This window comes from Microcoleus sp. bin48.metabat.b7b8b9.023 (assembly GCF_013299185.1).
GTDB lineage: Bacteria > Cyanobacteriota > Cyanobacteriia > Cyanobacteriales > Microcoleaceae > Microcoleus.
Window position 1 is genome coordinate 1 of record NZ_JAAFKG010000008.1, and the last position, 20,714, is coordinate 20,714.

Sequence of the window (20,714 nt, forward strand, 5' to 3'; positions counted from 1 at the left end):
TAGAAGGTTGAAAATCTCCGGAGCTCAATGGTTGAAAAAAAATGTCAATCAAATGCTAAAACTTCGTTGTGCTTACCTGAACGATCTCTTGGCTATTTGAGGCTTTTTCAAAACCGGGATGCTCCCTTTGTGAAACCAATACAGCCCCAGTAGCTCTCCTCTGATGAGATCGCAAAGTTTTGTCAGTTTTTGAGCTTGTTTAATTATCCTGAATTCTCGCTTTCTGTCGAATACTTTCTGTTTGAGTGGCGCTATCTGCGTGTATATTTATCAAAAAGTATCGGGAGTATGGAAAAATGACGAAGATGCGGATCGGGCTGCTGTTCGGGGGGCGATCGGGCGAACATGAAGTCTCTATTAGTTCGGCAAGGGCGATCGCCCGCGCCCTCGCTGCTGACGAAAATGCCTCTAAATACGAAGTTCTGCCCTTTTACATCCAAAAAGACGGCCGCTGGCTGTCGGGAACATTACCGCAGCAAGTCTTAGCCGACGGCAAACCTCTGGAAATAGAGTCACAAGCAGGAGAAGCTTGGCAATTTCCTAATTTTAATGGAGTAGATGTTTGGTTCCCGGTTTTGCACGGGCCTAACGGCGAAGACGGTACGGTGCAAGGATTGCTGAAATTATTGCAAGTTCCTTTTGTCGGTTCCGGGGTTTTGGGTTCGGCGCTGGGAATGGATAAAATAGCGATGAAAATGGCTTTTGAGCGCGCAGGTTTACCGCAGGTAAAATACATCGCTGTCAATCGTTCCGAAATCTGGTCGAATCCTTGCGTTTTCCCCAAACTGTGCGACAAAATTGAAACTGAATTGGGCTATCCTTGCTTTATTAAACCAGCAAATTTGGGTTCGTCTGTGGGCATTTCTAAGGCTCGATCGCGCGCTGAGTTAGAAGCCGCTCTTGATGGCGCCGCCAGCTACGACAGGCGGATTATTGTGGAAGCTGGTGTGGTTGCTAGAGAGTTAGAATGTGCGGTTTTGGGCAACGATAATCCGAAAGCTTCGACGGTGGGAGAAATTAGTTTTCAAAGCGATTTCTACGACTACGAAACTAAATATACTGAGGGACAATCCGAGTGTTCAATTCCGGCAAAGGTCAGCAGTGCGATCGTCTCGCAAATCCAAGAAATGGCAGTGCAAGCATTCTTATCCATTGACGCAGCCGGTTTAGCGCGGGTAGACTTTTTCTACGTTGAATCAACCGGAGAAGTTTTGATTAACGAAATCAACACTTTCCCCGGATTTACAGCTACCAGTATGTATCCTCAAATGTGGGCACATGATGGTATTTCTTTCCCCGAATTAGCAGACCGTTTAATTCAATTAGCTCTCGAACGGCACGGGGAAAAAGCTTGAATTTAGAACCTCAAACTGCTTTCCTAAAAATAGCAAAAAATAAGTTATTCCGCAGGTAATATATCCATACCAGCGGAAACGAGATAACATGGTTGTGGCAGGGAGTACCTGCCCACAGCCCAATTTCTGCTACTAGCAGAGCAAGTGGGAATTTTTAGCAGCCTGGTATAACTAAATGCAACATAAAATCGTTAACGGAGAACGGCGAATAGCAGCGTCAATCTCACATCTGGCATCTCAAATTTTAACTTGGTTAACTTAATGAGACGTTTCACTAAACTGCCGCAGTGGTGGACTTACGGACTGTTATTCCCTCTAGCGGTACTCAACTGCTGGTTAGCCCTCCTAGTGTTTGAATATTTTCGCGCTCTGATTACTGTTTTGGTAATCGCTACAGTGTTCTCTTTTTTGCTAGATTATCCAGTGCGTTTTCTGCGTAAATACGGGATGAAGCGCGATCGCGCAGTTTTGTCGGTATTGTTCGTAACTTTACTGATATTGGTGGTTTTAGGTGTCACTCTGGCCCCGATTCTGCTGAACCAAATCACTGAACTCGCTACCCGACTCCCAACTTGGATAGTTTCTGGTACGGAACAGATTGAAGCGTTCAACAAGTGGGCGGAAAATCGCAATCTTCGCATTGATGTTAGCGGTTTGACTACTCAATTGAGCGATCGACTTTCAACTCAATTGCAGTCTCTCACTGGCGAAATCCTCAAATTTGGCTTGGGTGCGGCAGACAGTCTGGTGAATTTTCTGCTGACAATAGTTCTGACATTCTACTTGCTCTTGCATGGCGATCGCGTGTGGGAAGGATTGTTTAAATGGTTTCCCTCCAAACAGAGCCTGCAATTGCGACAGTTGCTGGCGCGAAGCTTCCACAACTACTTCGTCGGACAAGCAACCTTGGCGGGTTTGATGGGACTGTCGATGACTGTGGCTTTTTTAATTTTGCGAGTTCCCTTCGGGCTGCTTTTCGGTTTGGGTGTCGGTGTAATGACGATGATTCCCTTCGGAGCACCTTTCAGTATTTGCGTTGTCAGTTTGCTGATTACACTAAGCAACTTTTGGCTCGGTGTGACAGTTTTAGCTGTCGCGACAGTCATAGAGCAAGTAATTGAAAGCGGGGTTGCTCCTCGATTATTAGGTGGTTTTATCGGTCTCAATCCGGTGTGGATTTTAGTTTCTCTGTTAGTGGGAGTTAAGGTGGCGGGAGTAGCAGGTTTGTTAGTTGCTGTACCGATGGCTGGTTTTATTAAGAATACTGTTGATATTTTGGAAAGTTCGAGGAACAAGTCGAGGGAAATTGATGCGGTTAGTTCCATTGAACCCAATAAAGTTCAGAACGGAGATTCCAACAGGGAAAAACTATGAAAAATAGACACAGTTTGCTTTCCTACCCTTCACCGAACGCATAAAGGCGAACGGATCGTTTCAAAGAGCGCTCCTCTCTTCGGATCGTGTTAAGTGAAGTGTATTGCGATCGAACCTACGGAAAAATAATACTATAGCCTTTCGAGCTCTCATATGAGGTACTCATGGGCATAGGGCATAGGGCATAGGGCATATCTCACTTTTTTGAAAACCGCTATATTTTAGATTAACGTTCATAGCCGTAGGATAGGGATACATCGACAATCCTCAAGAAAGAGCGACTGTTTCGAGCGAGCAACGCACCGGTTTCATTGCAGGCTAAGGAAACAAACCCAACATTTTTGTTTGAGTTATGGGCCGCCGGTAGCAAGGCCATGAAGATTTTCCAGGAAATGCGGAATATGCGGATCCGTTACCGTAGTTGGTATTATCGCAGGTGTGGCAATTCGTCAGTCCTCACCCAGGGCGATCGCGCTGACCACCTAAAATCAACAATTTGCCTGCAACAGTCTGGTTTCTACTCCAGCCTGTAGGGTAAATCCCACCACCCAAACACATCTGATAAATGTTTCAATTAAAATGAAAGAACCTTGAGTTCTAAGTTAATTGCACTCGGTGCTAAAACTACCAAACCATAATTATAAACTTCGCCCATTCTCCTAGCAAATTAATACTATGTCAACCCCCAAAAAATCTAATCAAACTCAACCTTCTCGCCGTTTTTCTGTGCCGAAAAAACTTGCTTTTTTATCCCTAGTTTTGCTCGGCTCCACGGCAACTGTCGGCTGCAACGCCCTAACTTCGCAAGTTCCTGGCAGTTCTAATGCTATCAAAGCCGAACAACCTGCAAGCGCAGCGCCAATCTCAGCTTTACCTGGAAATATATTGCCGAATCAAGACTCTAATTTTGTGACTAAAGTAGTGCAGGAAGTCGGCCCGGCAGTGGTACGAATCAATTCTTCTCGCACTGTTAAAACCGAACAGCCTGATGTTTTGGACGATCCATTTTTCAACCGTTTCTTTGGCCCAGACTCTCCGATTAGACCGGGAAATAAGGTACAACGGGGCTCTGGTTCGGGTTTTGTTTTTGGTTCCGACGGCCGCATTTTGACTAACGCTCACGTTGTTGATGGCGCAGATACGGTGACGGTAAAACTGAAGGACGGCCGCGAATTTGCAGGCAAAGTTTTGGGCGTAGATACAGTTACTGATGTGGCTGTTGTTAAAGTTGAGGCTACCAATTTGCCTGTGGTGAATTTGGGTAAATCGGAAGATTTACAGCCGGGAGAATGGGCGATCGCGATCGGCAATCCCCTCGGTTTGGACAATACCGTGACTGTCGGTATTATTAGCGCGACAGGCCGTTCTAGCGCCGATGTGGGCGTTCCCGACAAGCGCGTCAGCTTTATTCAAACCGACGCCGCCATCAATCCCGGCAATTCCGGCGGCCCGTTGCTGAACCAGCGCGGTCAAGTTATTGGCATGAATACGGCGATTATTGAAGGTGCCCAAGGGTTGGGTTTTGCGATTCCGATCGATCGGGCGCAACAAATTGCCAACCAATTAGTCACTACCGGAAAAGCCGAACATCCTTATCTCGGCGTTCGGATGTTGAGCATTACTCCCGAAGTCAAAGCAGAATTCAACAAAAATCCCAACGCCAAATTGAGGCTGACTGAAGATAAAGGCGTGTTAGTTATGGGAGTTGCGAAAAATTCGCCGGCGTCACAAGCTGGAGTGCGCGTTGCCGACGTGATCAAAAAAATCAACGGTACAGAAGTCACCGATGCTGGCAGCGTACAGCAAATTGTGGAGCAAAGTACCGTAGGCAAGGATATGCAGCTTGAGTTGAGCCGCGGGGGACAACCTGTGACTGTGGCCCTGAAAGCTGGTGCTTTTCCAGCGGGCCAGAAGCAGTAGAAGTTAAAATAATATAATGATTAAAGCCCCGACTTATTGAATAAATTGGGGCTTTAATTATTCTACTCGGCGGTTGAAACCGCTGCTACACGAACAAAGTCCGCCTCCGCGGACTAAGAAAGGATATTTAAGCCGGATTTGGTATAATTTACAATTATTTCTATTGGTTATTAAAAGGTAGAAAAATGGCTAACATTAATCGGCGGCGCACTGAAAACATTAGCGGTAATTTTTATGTAGACAGTACCTGCATTGACTGCGATACTTGTCGGTGGATGGCACCGGAAGTATTTACTCAAGCCGGAGAACAATCTGCGGTTTACCAACAGCCGACAAACGAAACAGCAGAAATGCGAGGTCTCGCAGCTTTGCTGTCTTGTCCCACAAGTTCGATCGGCACAGTTGAAAAACCCAAAAACATCAAAGAAGTTCAGCAACATTTGCCCGCACTCGTTACCGAAAATATCTACCACTGCGGCTACCACTCAGAGAAATCCTACGGCGCTGCTAGTTATTTAATTGTGCGCCCCGAAGGAAACATTTTAGTTGATTCTCCCCGTTTTGTACCGCCGCTAGTCAAAAACATAGAAGCAATGGGTGGCATTCGGTATCTATATTTGACTCACCGGGATGATGTCGCAGACCATCAAAAATACCGCGAGCATTTTGGGTGCGATCGCATCCTTCATGCTGACGAAATTAACGCGGATACTCGCAGTGTAGAAATTCAATTGTCTGGCAGCGAACCGCATCAAATCGCCGATGATTTGTTAATTGTAACTGTTCCAGGTCACACGAAAGGTCACACGGTTTTACTGTATAAGAACAAGTTTTTGTTTAGCGGCGATCATCTCGCTTGGTCGGATAATTTGCAGCAGCTAATTGGCTTTCGTAATGCCTGTTGGTATTCTTGGTCGGAACAAATCAAATCAATGCGAAACTTGGCTAATTACTCCTTTGAATGGGTGTTGCCGGGACATGGGCGGAGGTATGATGCCGATCGAGAAACGATGGCCGAGCAAATGCAGAAGTGTATTGCTTGGATGGAGGCTCATTAAATAAGGACTAAAGTCCTTACTACAAACTTGGCGCTCGGTTTGTAGTAAGGACTTTAGTCCTTTCCAAAAAGTTGGCAGTCATACCAAATCTGATTAGATTGGAATGATAGCGATTGTCCCGCTTGGAAGGAGGTTCGCCCTAGAAAGAAGGACTAAAGTCCTTACTACGAACCTGCTTGGAAGGAGGTTCGCCCCAGAAAGAAGGACTAAAGTCCTTACTACGAACCTGGACTAATGTCTTTACTACGAACCTGAATCAGGACTAAAGTCCTTACTACGAACCTGTTTTTTAGGCTTTGGGCAGGGCTACCAAAGTGATAGAATTTGCGGGATAAGTTGCCTTAAATCCAGCAGCGCGGACACTTAAATCGCTCTGACGGACGATCGCCCGCAAGTTCGCCTCGCTGTAGGTGTAAACTTGAGCTTTGGCACCTGGACTAAAGCCTTTCAGACTCAGGTTACTGGTCAAGTTTTTACTGGTTTTGTTAACGATCACCAGCGTCAAAGCACCGTCCCTAGTGCGTTGTGCTCCGTAGATTGACAACTGTCCTGCATCTGTACTTTGCGATCGCACCCAAGTATCACCATACTTACCACCTTTGCCATCATAATTCATGTACATTCGGAAGGCATAAGCCCCCGGTTCCGAGGACTTGGGAGGCCCCCACAGCGTGGCTAAATCCAGTTGTTCCCGCCCAAAAATCCCCAGGATATCGGCTTGAGTTAAGGCACCGTTCATCGACTCCAAACCGCCCCAATTGTATTCAGTAATGGCGACTTTTGTACCTGGATAATCTTGCTTGACCCATTCTCGAAACCGGGGTATAATTGTTAGCGGCGGATTGTATTTACCAATCCAACTTTCATCAGTATAAGTGCTGTCCCACAGAGAACGAGTCGATCGCAACCGGGCTGCTTGCGTCTTAGCATCGCCGGCGGGACAATTCGCCAAACAGAGGTCATCGACGACAGGATAGTAGTGTTCGTCAAAATAGTCGAGGATGCGAACACCTTTTTGCTGTTCGTAGGCGCGCATTTGCTGCAAGTACCACCGCGCAAACCAGACGCCGCCGTGTTTTTCGCGATCGCCCTTAACGCCTGAATCCACATAAACAGGCCAGCCAAAATCCGAGGGGCCGAGTACCTTAGCGGTGGGATCTGTGGCTTTTACCATTGACGCATATTGGAAAGTGCGATCGCGCAATTCGTCATAACTTGTCGGTTCTGGATGAACGTCGCGGTGAGTGTTTCCCCAACCGCTTGGTTCATTGTCCATTTGATAAATTTGGACACCACCTTTCGCGGCAGTACCGTGGGTTTTAACTAAGTGCTTAACCCACTTTTCTTGAAATTCTGGGTTGCTGACAATGCTAACATCAAGGCGGTTATTATTAGTAATTAAAGTGCCGTCGGGACGCTTCCCATTGCCGCACTTATCGCCTTCGGGAAAAATGTAGGGATTGGTTTTTTCTTGCGCGCCGTATTTGGATACTCGAAAGCCGCAGTTCCAAGTGCTAAACTTATTTACATAACCAATCATCGGGATAGTAACGATGCTTTTGCTGCCGTTATTGCGGTTAGTTTTGACAATTTTGTCGGTGGAATCGCCGGGAATGGGGTTTTTGTTGTCGCCGCCACCGACGAAAAAGAAGTCATCGCCGACGTTGGAAGAATCGACTAACCAGTTGTAGCGGCTAGTGTGATTAGCGCCCCAGCGTTCCACCGGAATTCGCAACTCTTTGGCGAGGGCCGGATCTATGGCAAAATCGTTCATACCGTAGATGTCGGGACTGATGGAATGGCGATCGGCTGTCACGTCTACAGATAAGGATATACTGTTTTGGGCGATCGCGCTTTTGAAGTAGGCTGTTGTTGCGGCGATCGCGAATGCGGCGATTAAACCCAATAAAAATAGGACAAGCCAACGAGGTTTATTTTCGGGAGACTGCAATAAAAATCGTAAATTCATTAATTTTGTGATATAGTTTTTAATAGAGCTTGTTTAAAATCTCCTGCACTTTTGTAATAAATTTCAGGATTGTCGATTAAAGCGCGATCGATTACGGTGGCTAGCGGTTGAGGGATGGACGAAGTGCGATCGCGAATCGGCACCACATCATTACCCAACACAGCAAGAAACGGGTCTAATCCCACAAAATTGCGAGGCGCATATCCCGTAATCATCACATACAAACAAGCAGCAGCCGCCCAAACATCAACCTCCGGTTTCGCATACTTATAATCAAGCACTTGCTGTCGCGGCATAAAATACGGCGTACCAACAGCATTACCACTCAAAGTTAAACCACTTAAACCCGCCTGATCGAAAGCCTTTGCTAACCCATAATCCCCAATCTTAGCAACTTGTTTCCCGCCCACATTCGCCAGAAAAATATTCCCCGGCTTCAAATCCCGGTGAATCAAACCCCGTCCCTTGGCAAAACTACCATCAGCCAATCTGACATTCGGAATCTCCGCATTGTGCGTGTAAGTCAAACCATCTAAGACTTGTGTAATAATACCTACAGATTCACGAATCGACAAAGTGCTAACACCGCGTTTTGCCATCATATCCACAACACTGCCACCCTCGCAGTATTCCATCGTAAAAAAGAAAGTGTCATCAGCATAACCCGACTCTTTAAAACCTACCACATTCGGATGCTTCAAACATTTAGTATTATCAACTTCCCGCAAAAACCAATTCACAGCCCGCTGATTCGCCGCCACCTTTGGTAACATCACCTTCAGCGCCACTTCTTCATTAGTTAGTTTGTGTCGCGCCAAATAAACCAAACTAAAACCACCCTTACCCAACTCCTTCAGCAAAACATAATCACCGAGAGTTCCAATATTATTTTGACCCCCCACAGCGTTGAACAGAAAAGCTTTCAACATTTCCCACAAATTCTCTTGATTTGATGGAATAGAAGCTGGTTTTTGTTGTTGGGCAGTTTTGACAATTTCCGGGTCAAGGGCAACCGCAACACGAAAAGAAGTATCGCTGAGTGTAAATTCATCTCCCTCTCTCAAGTCATACTCTGGGAATTGAATTTGAGCCGCCTCTTCAGGAGTTTGATGTGCTTCTCGCTGACCAATTTTTTTGCCGTTTACAAAAGTACCATTCTTGCTACCAAAATCGCGCACCCGGATGTCAGGAGGATTGATATCTAGCAAACAGTGATAGCGGGAGATGGTGCGGTGTTTGTCGTCATCGGGAATATTTGGATAGCAATCTTTAGCGCGGCCAATTATGCAAGTTGTGCGGGTATCAAAGATAAATTCTTTGCCTTTGAGATTACCTGCGGTGATAGTGAGAGTAACTTTTGAACTCATATAGATTATATATTTGGGATTATTCAATTTAGGATTTTCGACACTGGAAATTCTTTTCCTCACCCTTAACAAACAGCTAACTCTTACTCCCAATCCTTAACAAAGGGCTAACTTCTTGCTCCCCCCCTTAGCAAGGGGGGGCTGGGGGGGGTTAAAAAGTTAATGCAATAAACGATTAAATTTAACATACATTTCTAACTCCTACTCCCACCCAAAGTTCGGGACTAACTTCTTACTCCCCCCCTTAGCAAGGGGGGGCTGGGGGGGGTAAAACACCCGATGTTCTCAACGATTTAATCCCCTCCACAATCACCTCCAAAACCCCATCCAAATTATGATAAACATCATCATTAGTAAACCTCAAAAAATTAATCCTTGCCGACTCAATAAACTCTTGCCTTTCTGCATCATATTCTACAGCGCCCTCCACAAAATGGCTGTCACCATCAACTTCCAGTGCTAACTTGATTTCTGGTGAATAAAAATCCATTACGAATGCTGCTACACTGTATTGTCGGCGAAATTTACAATTTTCAAGCTGTCTGTTTCTGATCTTTTCCCATAAATCCTTTTCCGCTGGTGTCATTTCTCTGCGAAGCTTCTGGCGTTTGAATTTTTCTGAGCTTTTGTTGTAGAGTTTTGTCATTGTTGTATGGGATTTTATTGTTGGTTGCTGAGTATTTTAACCCCCCCCAGCCCCCCCTTGGTAAGGGGGGGAGTAAGAGTTGTTTGAGTTTTTTTTGTGGGTGGCTGGTATTTTAGCCTCCCCTTGGTAAGGGGGAGTAAGAGTTGTTTGAGTTTTATTGTTGGTTGCTGGTATTTTAACCCCCCCCAGCCCCCCCTTGGTAAGGGGGGGAGTAAGAGAGTTGTTTGAGTTTTATTGTTGGTTGCTTAGTCTTGATTGTTGATGCAAACTACAAATTTTGTTTCTTGCGTTATGGAGTCTGGAAGTTGTTGGTGGGGAGGTAGAAACCGGGTTTCTTCCTGAATCTGGGTGATGATACATAAACTATCGCAGAAACCCGGTTTCTGAGATTGATTTTATTTTGATTATTTGCTCGTTATGTCCCGACAACCCCGTCGGAAACGTAGACAGGGCATGGCTTCGTGGTTTTGGGCTTTATTATAAATCTTGATGAAATCCTGAAACGCTTAGATGTTACAGTCTACAAGTCTCGACGCGAGAGAAGAGAGTACGGACTGTCCTCTCAAAAGCACCCTCACCAAACTCACCCAAAGTGGATATGGGGATGTGAGTGCACACGACGGGGAGGTGAGCTTCTGGTGCTTTCTCTGAAAAAGTGAGGTCTTTGTAGTACAGCCATGAGTTATTTTTTCTCCACCCTACCCGATCGCCAAACTTCTGCCAAACTTCTCTATCATATTCCCTGGTTCCTCCCAAACTTTGATAAATGCGCTTCTGCACCGAAAAGCCGAAGCGCCCATTGCTGTATTTTACCCAAAGTTGGTCAATGGTTCGCAAGTCCTCGCAGGGAAATTTATCAATACTTTCTTCATCCAGCCATCCTTTTTTCTCCCTACCCGCCACCTTCAACATCACTCTCTGCGTTTCCTCATCGGCTTCTTTCCAGTTTTTAGCCGCCAATAAATTCCGCAAGTTTATATAATCCATCCCCACGGCTGAAATCACCCGCGTAGTCTCAGCAGCCACTGGTTTTGGTATCAGCAAATCCAACCATTCCTGCACCGACTGCGGGCGATTTTGCGGTTCAAACTCCATCCCTTTGATAATAGCGGCATTCACCCTGTCGCTAATTTTATTATCATACTGTTTTGGCTGAATAAAAGGATCAATAATCTTTCTACCGGGCGACGGAATCGGCTTGTTATCTGTCAGCATATTATACAGCGTCGCCGCCAAAGAATAAACATCAGTATAAGGGCCAAGTTGAGAGCGTTGTTCCGCAAGTTCAATGGGTGCGTAATGCTCAGTCCCCCTGCTACTATTAGTCATTAACTTTCCTGATAACGTCGCCTGTCGCGCCAAACCAAAATCAATCAAAACAGCTTCCATACCGCGCTTTCTGAGCATAATATTTTCGGGTTTAACATCGCGGTGAGTCAGGTTTTGCTTGTGGACGCAAGTCAGTGCATCGCCTAATTGCTGAATCATCGACAAAGCTTTTTGTTCCGACAAACGGCCGTTTTCTTTGAGATGGGTAGCCAAGTCAATCCCATCGATTAATTCCATTACCATACAATTGAAATCACCCTCGCGAAATATATCATAAACTTCGACAATATGGGGATGACGACACTTGGCTAAAGACATTGCTTCCTTGAGGAATTTATTTTGTGTTTTAGCAAAATCCGGCTGGAATTGTTGAAAAAGATTCAGAGTTTTGATCGCAACTGACTTACCTTCATGGCGATTTTGAGCGCGGTAGGTTTCACCGAATCCGCCGCCACCTAGGTATTCTTCGATGATGTATTTGCCGTCGTGTAGTTGTTGTCCGTCGGGCCAGCGTCTCATGGCGGGTTTGTGGGGATGGAGAGGATGGTTTTGATTATAGCTGAGATGGGGGAATTTTTGGTTGAGGCTTTTTTGGGAGTGATTTGAACCGCAGAGGGCGCAGAGGGCGCAGAGGTAAGAGAAGAGAGAGATTAATGATTTTGATTCTGATAGCAAATCTTCAAGTCACAAGTCTTTATCCAAGCTTTCCAGTAGAATCTCGACAAGTCTATAGACATGAGTCCCTAGGGTTGGTGGCCAATCTTGCTGAGAAATTTGATGTAGGTTCTTTGCTCTATTTACTGCATTTTCTATGTTTTGTTGGTAAGCGGATATATCTAAATTGCTACCATTATAACTTCCTAAAATTGTCCGCAGTCTTGCCTTGAAATTATCGCAAGTCCTATCCTGAGTATTAAGTTCTTCAAAGTGCAAAGTTAACCATACTTCAAAACAAGGATTGCTAATAGCTAAATTATAGCCTTTTTGCCTAGCTTGACTACAGACAGAACTCAATTTCTTTGCCCCCCAACGATCCACATCAGAAACCAGCCAAAGCATATCATCCTCATCTAGATCGTATCGCTCTTTGAATATATCTAAACGCTCTAAAACATATTCAGGTGAAGATTTGCCGTCTTCTGTAGTTGCTAATATTTCGACTTTGATTCTGCTGCTATTAAATATCCTAAAATATTGTTTTTCAGTTTCTTTGCCTTCTGTAGCAACTATAAATAGTTTGGCATCTCTCCTGTCCTGTTGTCTGTCTAATAATTTTGTGCGCTTGATTTTTTCCATTGCTATTAGTTTATTGTGACAGCTAGATCAGTTTCACAATTAAGCCACCCTAAATTTTGAGGATTTCCAAAGAAGGGAATAGCGCCAAAACGTCCGTTCAAATAACCTTTCTCAATCTTCAAGTCTGGTCTCATTTTGAATTCGGCTAAGGAGTAAAGATTAGAGGCACCTTGTTCGCTCTTTTCAACAAACCAAATTTCATCACGGCGGAGTAAATCTAGGTCGAGTAAATTGGTATCATGGGTTGTAAAGATCAGTTGGTTGTTTTTGTCTCTACAATTAATTGCTAGTTGGACAAAGTTACGAGAAAGCAGAGGATGCAAGCGCCTATCTAGTTCATCAAGGAAAAAGACTTTTTCTTCTTCTTGTTTGAGAATAAACAAAGCCGGAATTAGATTAATCAGACGTTGAGTTCCTTCTGATTCCTCTTCTATGGAAAAATCAATAAACCCTCCATCTTCACTGCGATGACGAGTTCTGAGTTGAATCAAAATTACTTGACTCTCATCATCCTTAAATAGGATATCTCTTGTGCCTCCTGAGTTTTCAATCATTACCATTGAATTTTTTTCTGCTTGATTCAGGGCCTGAATCAGATTCTCTCTTACAACTTTAGGCATTGTTGGAAAGTGTCGCTCAAAATCCAACTCTAGTTTTTCTGTGACTATGGAGTCAATTCCTGTTCCTGCAAATTTCAGAAACTCACTCATAAAGTCTGTGAATGATTCATCGCTGAGGACACTAATTTCTAAGCCAGTATAATCGGCTTCTGCTGGAATGATAGTTAATACTTTTCTGAACCAGTCAAAAACAGGCTGTAAAATTACAACGTTTCTCTCCAGAGATTCTGTTAGAAAAAGTTGGTTGGGGCGAGTTCCTTCTGCAATAAAATCGAGAAACTGTTCGCGCTTCTTACTTCTACCTTTAAGCTTTGAACCATATTCAACTTTAGTTTCTTTTTGGGATGATGTAATGCGTTCAAAATACATGATTTCTTGTTTTTTGCCGTCAGGAATTCCATGTAGCCATTCTTCAAATATTTGCTCTCTATTTAATTTGAAGCCGTAGGAATATCGATCGCCTTTATGGGTAAAAATAAACTCAAACTTGCTGGGCTGCTTACTATAATCGCCCAATTTGAATGGAGAAACAGGGATAGTTTGAGTGCTGCGAGTTCCCTGTACCACTAAGTTTTTGGCAAAACTGATGGCCTCAATTAGGTTTGATTTTCCTGCTGCGTTTGCTCCATAGATTGCTGCAATTGGCAAGATCGATCGCCCTTTTTCTGCTATATCTTCAGCAAGGTGATCTATATGTTGTCGATCGCTATTAACTCCCACCATACTAAAAGTGACTTCATCCCTGAAGGATAAGAAATTTTCTATAGTAAGTTGAATTAACATTGTTTTGACCCATGAGGAGGAATAGGATTCCGCTAGTTTCAGGAACTATGGTAGCATAAAACGGTATTTAGGAGAAAAAATCTCCTAAATTACCTAGTTTTATTCAAATTTTATCTCTCTAGACGGAGATGTGGGAGATGGGAGGCAGGGCTGTTTCATTCTCTTGTAGGGGCGGTGCCAAGAGTGCCCGCCCCAATCTCTGAAACACATACAAAATCGTGGACGAAGAGGGTAGGCACGGGGCACTACCCCTACAAAAGCATCGTTTCCCTGGGAATGAAACAGCCCTGCCTGAGATGGGAGGGGATTTAGACTCAGGGATTGCAACCTTAAGTGTAAGCCTCCATTGGCAGACAAGAACAGACAAAGTTGCGATCGCCAAAAGCATTATCTATCCTACCCACCGCAGGCCAAAACTTATATTCGCGAGTCCAAGGAGTCGGATAAGCCGCTTGGGCGCGAGTATAAGGACGATTCCACTCATCAACCATCAGAGATTCTGCGGTATGCGGCGCATTTTTCAAGACATTGTTTTGCGCGTCCATATTGCCATTTTCAATCTCCGCAATTTCCCCACGAATCGCAATCATGGCATCGCAGAAACGGTCTAATTCCTGCTTCGATTCGCTTTCCGTCGGTTCCACCATTACTGTACCAGCGACGGGCCAAGAAACCGTCGGCGCGTGATAGCCGTAATCCATCAAGCGTTTGGCGATATCTTCGACTTCAATCCCTGCGGTTTTCTTGAGAAGTCGCAAATCCAGAATGCACTCGTGCGCTACCAAACCCGATTTCCCTTTGTACAAAACCGGATAATAAGATTCTAACCGTTTTGCCATGTAATTCGCATTCAGAATTGCAACTTTCGTCGCCTCAGTTAAACCAACTCCTCCCATCATCCGAATGTACATCCAAGAAATAGTCAAAATACTCGCACTTCCCCAAGGCGCAGCCGAAACAGCACCAACTGATTCTATCTTACTCTCCCCTTGACTAAGGGACGATTCTATCTTGCTCCCCCCCTTAGCAAGGGGGGGTTGGGGGGGGTAAACTCTTAATTCTGCATCAGTAGAAGGCAAAAATTCCACCAAGTGAGACATGACTCCAATCGGCCCCATACCAGGCCCGCCACCTCCATGAGGAATACAGAAAGTTTTGTGCAAATTCAAGTGACAAACATCGGCACCAAAATCACCGGGGCGGCACAAACCAACTTGAGCGTTCATATTGGCGCCGTCCATATAAACTTGTCCGCCGCAGTTGTGGACAATATCGCAAATTTCTTTGATTTCTGACTCAAACACGCCGTGGGTAGACGGATATGTTACCATCAAAGCAGCGAGTTCATTTTTGTGCTTTTCAGCTTTTTTCTGCAAGTCGGTGACATCAATATTCCCCTGGGAATCGCACTCGACAGCAACTACTTTCATCCCAGCCATCACCGCGCTAGCCGGATTTGTACCGTGGGCTGACTGGGGAATCAAACAGATATTGCGGTGAGATTCGCCTCGGTGTTCGTGGTATTGGTGAATTACTAACAATCCCGCATATTCGCCCTGGGAACCAGCGTTTGGCTGCAAGGAAATTCCGGCAAAACCGGTGATTTCTGCCAGCCATTGTTCGAGTTGCACGAACATCATTTGATAGCCGCGAGTTTGGTTGCGCGGTGCAAAGGGATGTATGTTACCAAATTCCGCCCATGTCACGGGAACCATCTCGGCTGTGGCGTTCAATTTCATCGTGCAGGAACCTAGGGGAATCATCGATGTATTGAGCGACAAATCCTTGGCTTCCAAGCGGTGCATATACCGCAAAAGTTCGGTTTCCGAGTGGTAGCTGTTGAAAACTGGATGGGTGAGATAACTGGTTGTACGATCGCAAAAATCAGGTAACATCATATAGGAAGTGAAGGCGTCTGCATTCAGCGGAACGCTTAGAGAATTCTCGCCGTCACCCCTGATATAATCCTTCTCCCGTGCAAAGATTTTCCACAACTCTTTAACATCTTCGGCCGTGACAGTTTCATCCAGAGTAATCCCCACGGTTGTTTCGTCGAACACCCGCAGATTAATGTGGCGATTTTGAGCGGCTTGTAGAACTTCCGATAGCGGTTTATCTCCCAATTCTACCCGGAGAGTATCGAAGAAAGGTCGATCGCCAATTTTGTATCCAAAGCTGGCAAGACCAGATGCTAAAATTGCGGTTAAACTGCGTACTTGTTCGGCAATTTGTTTGAGTCCAGACGGGCCGTGATAAACAGCATACATACTCGCCATCACTGCTAGCAAAACTTGGGCGGTACAAATATTGCTAGTTGCTTTTTCGCGGCGGATGTGCTGTTCGCGAGTTTGCAAAGCCAAACGCAAAGCAGATTTGCCGTTAGCATCTTTGGAAACGCCAACAATTCGCCCTGGAACTTGCCGTTTAAACTCTTCTCGCGTCGCGAAATAGGCTGCGTGGGGCCCTCCGAATCCGAGGGGAACTCCGAAGCGCTGGGTGCTTCCTACGGCTATGTCAGCGCCGAATTCGCCGGGGGGTGTGAGGACGCAAAGACTCAAAATATCGGCGGCTACTGTGACTAAGGCGCCGGCTTGATGTGCCGATCGAATAAAATCGGTATAGTCGTAAATTGCGCCGTCTGTGGCCGGGTATTGCAGGAGGGCGCCGAAGATTGTACGATCGCACTCAAAGCTTTGATGGTCGCCGACAATCACTTCAATTCCCAGCGGTTTAGCACGAGTTTGCAACACTTCGATGGTTTGAGGGTGACAATCTTGCGAGACAAAAAACGCTTTTGCTTTATTTTTATTAGCGCCGTAACTCACCGCCATTGCTTCCGCCGCCGCAGTCGCTTCATCCAGCAAGGAAGCGTTAGCAATTTCCAAACCTGTGAGCTCGATTATCATGGTTTGGAAGTTCAGCAAAGCTTCTAATCGCCCTTGGGCAATTTCGGCTTGGTAGGGAGTGTAGGCTGTATACCAGCCGGGATTTTCCAGGATATTTCGCTGGATGGCTGGGGGTGTGATGCAGTTGTGATATCCTGTCCCGATGTACGATCGAAATACGTGATTTTTAGCAGCAATTTCTTTCAATTCTGCCAAAGCAGCGTACTCGCTTTTGGCTGTGGGAAGTTGTAGGGGTTGAGAAATGCGAATTGCCGCTGGAACCGTTTTGTCAATTAACTCATCAAGGCTGGAAATACCCAAAACATCTAGCATTTGCTGGATTTCGCTGGGTGTTGGGCCAATGTGCCGCCCCGCAAAACCGTCGATGGAAGAAAGGTTTTGCTGTTGGCTGGGTTCAATTTGCGGGCTGTAGAGTACCAAGGGTAATTCTCCTGAATGGATTGTTGCTTCTTTAAGTTTGTAACATTTCGCAAAGGAAGTTCGACAACGGATTGGGTAGTGGATTTAATGGATGTGGTGGTTTGGTAAAGAATTTTGTAGCGGATATAACGGTTCGACAGAGGATTTTGTAACGGATGTAGCGAATTAATTTTCAGGTTTGAGGGTTTGAGGTTCGAGGGAAAAAGCAAGAGAAGAGATTTTTCCAATCTCCCCCTCTCCCCCTCTCTCCTATAGTGCGTATGCTGAGAACCCCGGTCTTTCCCGCAGGGTATGAAAGCTAGAGGCAGGCTTAAGCCAGCAGCGTCAAAATGTTTTGAGTTCAGCCCGGAATAATCCTACAAAATGGTGTAGTATTTTGTAGGAGGTAATTGAACAATGCTGACATTAACTTACGAGTACAAGGCAATACCCACGGATGAGCAAATCCAACTGATTGAGCGCACTTTAGATGTGTGTCGAAAGGTGTGGAACTTTGCTTTGCGTGAGCGCAAAGACTGGTACAACTCGCGTAAGTGCCCAATTAATGCTTGTTCAATTACCTCTGAGTACATGATTCCAGCGGATGCGCCATACCCAAACTACTACGTACAAGCCAATGCGCTAACTCAAGCAAAGACCGTTTTTCCTGAGTTAGCAACAGTCAACGCTCAGGTCTTGCAGCAGGTTTTAAGGAAACTTGAAACCGCGTTTGTAGATATGAAGCGCAAGGGAATGGGGTTCCCCAGGTTCAAGAAGCGTGATGCAATGCGATCATTTGTATATCCACAAATGGGCAAAAGTCAATTCTTGAAGGGTAATCAAATCAAGCTGCCTCAATTGGGGTGGATGGGGTATATCAAGTCTCGCGAAATTCCTGACGGGTTTGTAGTTAAGCAAGCTCGAATTGTTCGTAAGGCTTCTGGATACTTTCTTATGCTGACACTCGAAAGCGCTGTTAGCGTGCCTGACACTGTGCCCACAGGATACCCTGTCGGAATTGATTTAGGGCTGGACAAATTTGCTGCAACTTCTGAAGGCGCGCTGATAGAGCGCCCAAACTTTCTAAATTCACTGCAACGCGAGTTGACATTACTGCAACGCAGACTGAAGCATAAAAAACTTGGCTCTGGCAATCGACGCCAGCTCAATCAGAAAATTGCACGACTTCATCAACACATTGCCGATACCCGCAAAGATTGGCACTTTAAGCTAGCTCACAAACTTTGTGACGGCGCGGGGATGCTGTTTGTAGAGGATATTGACTTTCGGGCATGGGCTAAAGGGATGCTCGGTAAGCATACTTTAGACGCTGGGTTTGGTCAATTTGTATCCATCTTGGAATGGGTATGCTGGAAGCGCGGCGTTTACTTTGGCAAGGTAAATAAGGACTTTACCTCCCAAGTGTGTCCACAGTGCGACACGCATACTGGCAAAAAAGAATTGAAGGACAGGATTCATTCTTGTCCCGAATGCGGCTACACAACTCATAGAGATATTGCAGCCGCACAAGTGATCCGCAATCGTGGGATCTCTGGGGTGGGACGCATCCTGGATGAAATTGCCTGTGGAGATGGTCTGACGGGGACTGGCAACAGTCTAGTTAAGAATCCGAGAAGCAGGAAGAAGAGTGGAGAAGCGCAGCTTAAGCCCGCTTCGTAACATCCTTTAAGAATCCCCGTGCATTCATGCCGGGGAGTACGTCAATCCCCTTCTACCATTTTGCGATAGTCTTGAACCGACAAAGCGTCATCCGCATCGCTAGCGTTGTCAACGCGCACTTTCAGAAACCACCCAGCGCCATAGGGGTCTTCTGCCAAGTTTTCGGGAGACTCTATAATGTCATCATTGCGTTCTACGACTGTACCGGTAACAGGCGCTTTCAAGTCTTCAACGGCTTTCACTGACTCGACTGTACCGAATGGTTCGCCCTTTTCCAAACCTGCACCGACTTCAGGCAAATCTAGAAACACAATATCACCGAGTTGGTCAACGGCAAAGGCGCTAATGCCGATGGTGGCTATTTCCCCTTCGAGTCGGATGTATTCGTGAGTGTCTAGGTATTTTAGGTCATCGGGGTATCTTAGTGTCATGTCATTTCCTTGCCGTAAAAAAGTATCTGTTAAATCTTATTCAATTATGGGCATTTATAGCTTTTCTCACTAAGTACGCATCGGGCATCGGGCATTGGGCATTGGGCATTGGGCATCGGGCATCGCACGCATACCTGACTTTTTGAGAAGGCTATAGTTATGGCGAACACGAATAAAAAAATGAAACTTTTACTTTTCGGGGAATTCTCTGTCCAACGAGTCTTGGCTTCTATAATTTTTATCTACGCTTTTTTGTGTCTTTACGCAGTCTTTTTTTCAGACAGGTTGATTTTTCAACCTCCGGCTGCTGGCTACCAGGATACTAGCGAAATTATTAAACTTAGCTCAGCTAATGGTATGAAAATTTCTGCTGTTTATTTTCCGAACCCGCAAGCTCAATATACCATACTTTACAGTCACGGCAATGCTGAGGATTTGGGATATATTTCGTCGGTTTTGCAAGATATCCGAGATATCGGGTTTGCTGTATTTGCTTACGATTATCAAGGTTACGGTACGAGTCAGGGCAAGCCTTCTGAGTATAATGCTTATCGCGATATTTCGGCTGCTTACAGTTATTTAACTCAACAGTTGCGAGTGCCGCCCAAGCAGATTATTCTCTACGGGCGTTCTGTTGGTGGCGGGCCTGCTATTGATTTGGCTGCGCGGCAATCTGTTGGAGGTTTGGTTGTTGAAAGTTCGTTTGTTTCTGTTTTTCGGGTGTTGACGCGGATTCCGCTTTTCCCGTTTGATAAGTTTGTCAATATTGATAAAATTGGTAAAGTGCGATCGCCCGTTTTAGTGCTTCACGGTAAGGCAGATCGGGTAGTGCCGTTTTGGCACGGAGAGGAGCTTTTTGCGGCCGCTAAGGAGCCGAAACTTAATTTTTGGGTCGATCGCGCGGGACACAATGATTTAATGGAGGTGGCTGGCGATCGCTATGCTACCACTTTGCGAAGGTTTGCTGGTGCGATCGCCAATTAAGTTTGTAGTGAGGACTTTAGTCCTCGGGAAGAAGGACTGAAGTCCTCACTACGAACCTTTTTTTGGGAGTTGAGTCCTCGGGAAGAAGGACTGAAGTCCTCACTACGAACCTTTTTTTGAGACTTGAGTCTTTGGGAAGAAGGACTGAAGTCCTCACTACGAACCTTTTTTTGAGACTTGAGTCTTTGGGAAGAAGGACTGAAGTCCTCACTACGAACCTTTTTTTGGGACTTGAGTTTTTGGGAAGAAGGACTGAAGTCCTCACTACGAACCTTTTTTTGAGACTTGAGTTTTTGGGAAGAAGGACTGAAGTCCTCACTACGAACCTTTTTTTGGGACTTGAGTCTTTGGGAAGAAGGACTGAAGTCCTCACTACGAACCTTTTTTTGGGACTTGAGTCTTTGGGAAGAAGGACTGAAGTCCTCACTACGAACCTTTTTTTGGGACTTGAGTTTTTGGGAAGAAGGACTGAAGTCCTCACTACGAACCTTTTTTTGGGACTTGAGTTTTTGGGAAGAAGGACTGAAGTCCTCACTACGAACCTTTTTTTGACCTTGGAAAGAAGGACTGAAGTCCTCACTACGAACCTTTTTTTGA

Annotated in this window: 14 protein-coding genes and 1 CRISPR repeat array (1 of these 15 running past the window's edge); of the genes, 6 read left to right on the forward strand and 8 right to left on the reverse strand. The window is 45.5% G+C overall.

Annotated features, from left to right (window positions below; all coding sequences use genetic code 11):
- The first annotated feature begins 296 nt into the window (after positions 1–296).
- From QZW82_RS06790 to QZW82_RS06805, 4 genes are all read left to right on the forward strand, one after another.
- Complete coding sequence (locus tag QZW82_RS06790) at positions 297–1,355, forward strand: D-alanine--D-alanine ligase family protein (RefSeq protein WP_293146398.1); 1,059 nt, start codon at positions 297–299, stop codon at positions 1,353–1,355.
- A gap of 261 nt (positions 1,356–1,616) precedes the next feature.
- Positions 1,617–2,729: an AI-2E family transporter gene (locus tag QZW82_RS06795; RefSeq protein ID WP_293146400.1), complete on the forward strand. Its 1,113-nt coding sequence runs from the start codon at positions 1,617–1,619 to the stop codon at positions 2,727–2,729.
- A 675-nt stretch (positions 2,730–3,404) separates the two neighbouring features.
- Positions 3,405–4,649 (forward strand): HhoA/HhoB/HtrA family serine endopeptidase, encoded by a 1,245-nt coding sequence (locus QZW82_RS06800; protein WP_293146402.1) that lies wholly within the window; start codon positions 3,405–3,407, stop codon positions 4,647–4,649.
- A gap of 185 nt (positions 4,650–4,834) precedes the next feature.
- On the forward strand, positions 4,835–5,707 hold the full coding sequence (locus QZW82_RS06805; RefSeq protein ID WP_293146404.1) for an MBL fold metallo-hydrolase: 873 nt from the start codon (positions 4,835–4,837) through the stop codon (positions 5,705–5,707).
- A 289-nt stretch (positions 5,708–5,996) separates the two neighbouring features.
- Here QZW82_RS06805 and QZW82_RS06810 read toward each other — a convergent pair whose 3' ends face one another.
- From QZW82_RS06810 to gcvP, 7 genes are all read right to left on the reverse strand, one after another.
- The gene (locus tag QZW82_RS06810) at positions 5,997–7,676 is read right to left on the reverse strand and encodes a glycoside hydrolase family 44 protein (RefSeq protein WP_293146406.1); all 1,680 of its coding nucleotides are present in this window, start codon (positions 7,674–7,676) and stop codon (positions 5,997–5,999) included.
- Positions 7,676–9,043, reverse strand: a complete 1,368-nt coding sequence (locus QZW82_RS06815) for a protein kinase (protein WP_293146408.1) — start codon at positions 9,041–9,043, stop codon at positions 7,676–7,678. The genes QZW82_RS06810 and QZW82_RS06815 overlap by 1 nt, the downstream gene beginning before the upstream one ends.
- Positions 9,044–9,287: 244 nt before the next feature.
- A complete protein-coding gene (locus tag QZW82_RS06820) occupies positions 9,288–9,689 on the reverse strand; it encodes an endonuclease domain-containing protein (RefSeq protein WP_293146410.1) in 402 nt (133 codons plus the stop codon).
- Between the two features lie 513 nt (positions 9,690–10,202).
- Positions 10,203–11,537, reverse strand: a complete 1,335-nt coding sequence (locus QZW82_RS06825; RefSeq protein WP_293146412.1) for a serine/threonine-protein kinase — start codon at positions 11,535–11,537, stop codon at positions 10,203–10,205.
- A gap of 165 nt (positions 11,538–11,702) precedes the next feature.
- Positions 11,703–12,314, reverse strand: a complete 612-nt coding sequence (locus QZW82_RS06830) for an RloB family protein (protein WP_293146414.1) — start codon at positions 12,312–12,314, stop codon at positions 11,703–11,705.
- A gap of 5 nt (positions 12,315–12,319) precedes the next feature.
- A complete protein-coding gene (locus tag QZW82_RS06835) occupies positions 12,320–13,717 on the reverse strand; it encodes an ATP/GTP-binding protein (protein WP_293146416.1) in 1,398 nt (465 codons plus the stop codon).
- Between the two features lie 329 nt (positions 13,718–14,046).
- On the reverse strand, positions 14,047–17,022 hold the full coding sequence (gene gcvP, locus QZW82_RS06840; protein ID WP_293146626.1) for an aminomethyl-transferring glycine dehydrogenase: 2,976 nt from the start codon (positions 17,020–17,022) through the stop codon (positions 14,047–14,049).
- 417 nt (positions 17,023–17,439) lie between these two features.
- On the opposite strand from gcvP, the gene QZW82_RS06845 reads away from it, so the two are divergent.
- On the forward strand, positions 17,440–18,702 hold the full coding sequence (locus QZW82_RS06845) for a transposase (RefSeq protein WP_293146418.1): 1,263 nt from the start codon (positions 17,440–17,442) through the stop codon (positions 18,700–18,702).
- 41 nt (positions 18,703–18,743) lie between these two features.
- Here the strand turns inward: QZW82_RS06845 and gcvH are convergent, their stop codons facing one another.
- The gene (gene gcvH / locus QZW82_RS06850; protein ID WP_293146420.1) at positions 18,744–19,133 is read right to left on the reverse strand and encodes a glycine cleavage system protein GcvH; all 390 of its coding nucleotides are present in this window, start codon (positions 19,131–19,133) and stop codon (positions 18,744–18,746) included.
- 159 nt (positions 19,134–19,292) lie between these two features.
- Here gcvH and QZW82_RS06855 point away from each other — a divergent pair, with 159 nt between their 5' ends.
- On the forward strand, positions 19,293–20,117 hold the full coding sequence (locus QZW82_RS06855; protein ID WP_366664981.1) for an alpha/beta hydrolase: 825 nt from the start codon (positions 19,293–19,295) through the stop codon (positions 20,115–20,117).
- Positions 20,118–20,147: 30 nt separating this feature from the next.
- Positions 20,148–20,714: a CRISPR direct-repeat array (repeat unit 26 nt; unit sequence GAAGGACTGAAGTCCTCACTACGAAC); it runs 143 nt beyond the window's last position.

Coding starts and splice junctions, on each gene's coding strand:
- QZW82_RS06790 (WP_293146398.1), top strand. CDS start 297: ATGACGAAGATGCGGATCGGGCTGCTGTTCGGGGGGCGATCGGGCGAA.
- QZW82_RS06795 (WP_293146400.1), top strand. CDS start 1,617: ATGAGACGTTTCACTAAACTGCCGCAGTGGTGGACTTACGGACTGTTA.
- QZW82_RS06800 (WP_293146402.1), top strand. CDS start 3,405: ATGTCAACCCCCAAAAAATCTAATCAAACTCAACCTTCTCGCCGTTTT.
- QZW82_RS06805 (WP_293146404.1), top strand. CDS start 4,835: ATGGCTAACATTAATCGGCGGCGCACTGAAAACATTAGCGGTAATTTT.
- QZW82_RS06810 (WP_293146406.1), bottom strand. CDS start 7,676: ATGAATTTACGATTTTTATTGCAGTCTCCCGAAAATAAACCTCGTTGG.
- QZW82_RS06815 (WP_293146408.1), bottom strand. CDS start 9,043: ATGAGTTCAAAAGTTACTCTCACTATCACCGCAGGTAATCTCAAAGGC.
- QZW82_RS06820 (WP_293146410.1), bottom strand. CDS start 9,689: ATGACAAAACTCTACAACAAAAGCTCAGAAAAATTCAAACGCCAGAAG.
- QZW82_RS06825 (WP_293146412.1), bottom strand. CDS start 11,537: ATGAGACGCTGGCCCGACGGACAACAACTACACGACGGCAAATACATC.
- QZW82_RS06830 (WP_293146414.1), bottom strand. CDS start 12,314: ATGGAAAAAATCAAGCGCACAAAATTATTAGACAGACAACAGGACAGG.
- QZW82_RS06835 (WP_293146416.1), bottom strand. CDS start 13,717: ATGTTAATTCAACTTACTATAGAAAATTTCTTATCCTTCAGGGATGAA.
- QZW82_RS06845 (WP_293146418.1), top strand. CDS start 17,440: ATGCTGACATTAACTTACGAGTACAAGGCAATACCCACGGATGAGCAA.
- gcvH (WP_293146420.1), bottom strand. CDS start 19,133: ATGACACTAAGATACCCCGATGACCTAAAATACCTAGACACTCACGAA.
- QZW82_RS06855 (WP_366664981.1), top strand. CDS start 19,293: ATGGCGAACACGAATAAAAAAATGAAACTTTTACTTTTCGGGGAATTC.